Below are 3,106 nucleotides of genomic sequence, written 5' to 3' on the forward strand. Positions count from 1 at the left end.
AGTGTAGAGCAGTGAGAATACTAAGAGTGTCGCTGCGGTAGCTTTGGTCATTATGGTAGCTACATCCTGACCAAAGAGAATCTGAATAGTAGATACAAATTGGAAATGGGGCAAATTTGACTATAGTGATTTTTGCACTTGGGATTTCGATGAGGATTTGAAAGAGTTCCTTTGCTAAACTATCAATGTCTATAAAAGCACCTTTGTATAAACTAACACAATTATTGTGGCACCTGACCATTAACATACTGAAAATATTATTGTAGAATCAGCTATAATTATGGATTTATTACAACAAAATATTTATGAACTTAGTGGTAAGGCAAGGAAATTTGAACAATTAGCTAAAATTGTTGAATCTATTGTAATATGAAATTTAAGTTTTATTTAAGGCTAGAGAATTATAATAATTAAGTGGATGACATCATTGTTGGTGTTTCATTTACTTTTTACATTCTAAAGTATAATTAATTTCAAGTACATTTCAAGCTGTGGGTTTAGGATAATATCTATCAACTAGAAAGGAGGAAACAGATGGAAGAAGAGAAAGGTTTCAGACACGAATACAAGTATGCCATAAATTATTCCGATTATGTTGCCATGCGAGGACGGTTGAGACCTATTATGACCTTAGATCCTCATGCATCAAAAGACGGAAGATATCGAATAAGAAGTATTTATTTTGATAACAGTGATGATAAAGCTTTGAGAGAAAAAATCGATGGCGTTAGAAAGCGTGAGAAGTTTCGATTACGCTATTATAATGATGATTTATCTTATATTATCTTGGAAAAAAAGATGAAAATCAACAATATGTGTCTTAAATATGATGCTCAAATTACAGAGGAAGAATACAGACGGATTTTAGATGGTGATATTAACTGGATGAAGGATTGCCCGCAGGAACTAGTACGAGAACTGTATGCAAAAATGCGCTATCAGCGACTTATGCCTCGAGTGATGGTTTCATATGTCAGAGAGCCTTATATCTATAAGGCAGGAAATGTACGTGTTACATTTGACTCGGAAATCAGGACTAGTCTCTTTCGTCGGGAGTTTCTTACTGAACAGGTTTCAGATATAAGTGCAACAGATACTCCTAATGATATGATTCTGGAAGTAAAGTATGATGCGTTTTTACCTGAAATCATACAGGATATAATTCAGGTTACTGGTATTAGACGGCAGGCATTTTCCAAGTATGCAGTCTGCCGTAGATTTGGTTAAAAGAAATGGAGGATAAATTATATGACATTTAATGATATTTTTAAGTCTAGTTTTTTGGAAAGTGGATTTATGATATGTATCAGTATCTTGGTGCAGATGCATCCCTTTACAACTACGCAAAAGTATCTGTAAACGGGGAATACTGGGGAGTATATCTAGCTCTTGAGGCTGTGGAAGAAAGCTTTATGCTCCGTAATTATGGTACGCAAGATGGAGAACTCTACAAACCAGAAAGCATGAATATGGGAGGCGGAGGCAAGGGAGGAGATTTTTCAAAGCCAGATAAAGATTTTTCGGATTTTGACTTCTCAGGCTTTGATGGTTCTGGATTTGAAGGTATGACACCTCCATCCGATTCCAAAGGATTTTCATTTAACAGGAGAGGTTCATCTGACAAGAAAGCAGATGATAAGAAATCTGATTCAAATAGCGAGGGATCCTCTTTAGGAAGATTCCCAGGTGGAGACAACTTTAATTTTGATCCGGGTAATATGCCCAATGGTGGAGATTTTAATTTTGGCGGCAAAGGTGTATTTTCAATGGGAGGAAATGGCGGTGCAAACCTGAATTATACCGACGATGATCTTGACAGTTACTCCACCATTTGGGAAGGTGAAGTCACCGATACAGGAAAAGGAGATCATCGAAAAGTTGTTACTGCCTTAAAAAATATCAGTGAAGGTAAGGATTTAGAAAAATACCTGGACGTGGATAATGTTCTCAAGTACATGGCAGTTCATACCTTTGTAGTTAATATGGACAGTTTGACAGGCTCCATGGCACATAATTATTACCTTTATGAGTATGACGGGCAGTTAAACATACTTCCATGGGATTACAATCTGTCATTTGGCGGAATGAGCATGGGAAGTTCCGATAGTGCTTCTGAAATGGTGAATTATCCAATTGATACACCATTTTCCGGTACAGAGTTTTTTGATGCATTGCTAGAGAATGAGGAGTATCTTGAAAGGTATCATGAGTACCTTCAGCAGCTTGTTGATGAATATGTAAATGGCGGACGCTTTGATGAAGCTTACAATCGTATAAGAAGTCAGATTGATTCACTTGTGGAAACAGATCCCACGGCACTTTACAGCTATGAGGAGTATCTTACTGCCGCAGATATGCTGTATCAAACTATAAAACTTCGTGCAGAAAGCATATCAGGACAGATTAAGGGAACCATTCCTTCCACCGATGAAGGACAGAGACGGAACTCTTCGGCTCTTATCGATGCTTCTAGCATTGATATAAAAGCTATGGGTCAGTTTAATATGGGTGGGAATTTTGGAAGACCATCTGAGAAAACGCAGAATGGAAATGACTCTTCAGATGAAGATTTAGAGAATAAGAATTCTTCAGAAGAAGCTGCAAATGAGATAACAGGTGAACAAAGATTACAGGCAAATTTTGATACATCCACTTTACCGGAAGGATTTGATCCTAGCAATATGCCTGATATGGGGGATTTTGATCCTGGCAATATGCCCAATATGGGAGATTTTGATCCTAGCAATATACCAAATAAGGGTAACTTTGATTCACCATCTTCTGGTAATGATAAGGGGAATAATCAAGATGATAAGAAACAGGTTGAAAAAAATGATGGAAGTAGTTCCAAATCATCTTCATCAGATAGAAAGATGCCATCCAACTTTACTAATGTAAAGGGAAACTCAAAAAATGCGGTGAATAATGTGATTTCATTGTCCATATGTCTTGCAGTAATGGTTATTGCGCTAATAGGTGTATCGTTATATAAGAGAAAAAGGTAAAATAGATGCGGATTTGTTTATAATCAAATAGATTAAAGCTCCCTGTTACAGATAGATTTGATGGTAATAGGGAGCTTTTTTACTCTATAGGAAATTATATA

The 3,106-nt window shown here is 36.6% G+C and carries 2 protein-coding genes; both read left to right on the forward strand.

Annotation, left to right across the window (positions count from 1 at the left end; all coding sequences use genetic code 11):
- Nucleotides 1-534 precede the first annotated feature (534 nt).
- Nucleotides 535-1,227 (forward strand): polyphosphate polymerase domain-containing protein, encoded by a 693-nt coding sequence (locus tag N3C_RS14545; RefSeq protein ID WP_074366711.1) that lies wholly within the window; start codon nucleotides 535-537, stop codon nucleotides 1,225-1,227.
- Nucleotides 1,228-1,301: 74 nt separating this feature from the next.
- Nucleotides 1,302-3,005 carry a CotH kinase family protein gene (locus N3C_RS14550; RefSeq protein WP_074366712.1) on the forward strand — a complete coding sequence of 568 codons (1,704 nt, stop codon included), beginning with the start codon at nucleotides 1,302-1,304 and terminating at the stop codon, nucleotides 3,003-3,005.
- Nucleotides 3,006-3,106: the final 101 nt, after the last annotated feature.

The organism is Clostridium sp. N3C (genome assembly GCF_900095445.1).
In the GTDB taxonomy this organism is placed as follows: domain Bacteria; phylum Bacillota; class Clostridia; order Clostridiales; family Clostridiaceae; genus Clostridium_AU.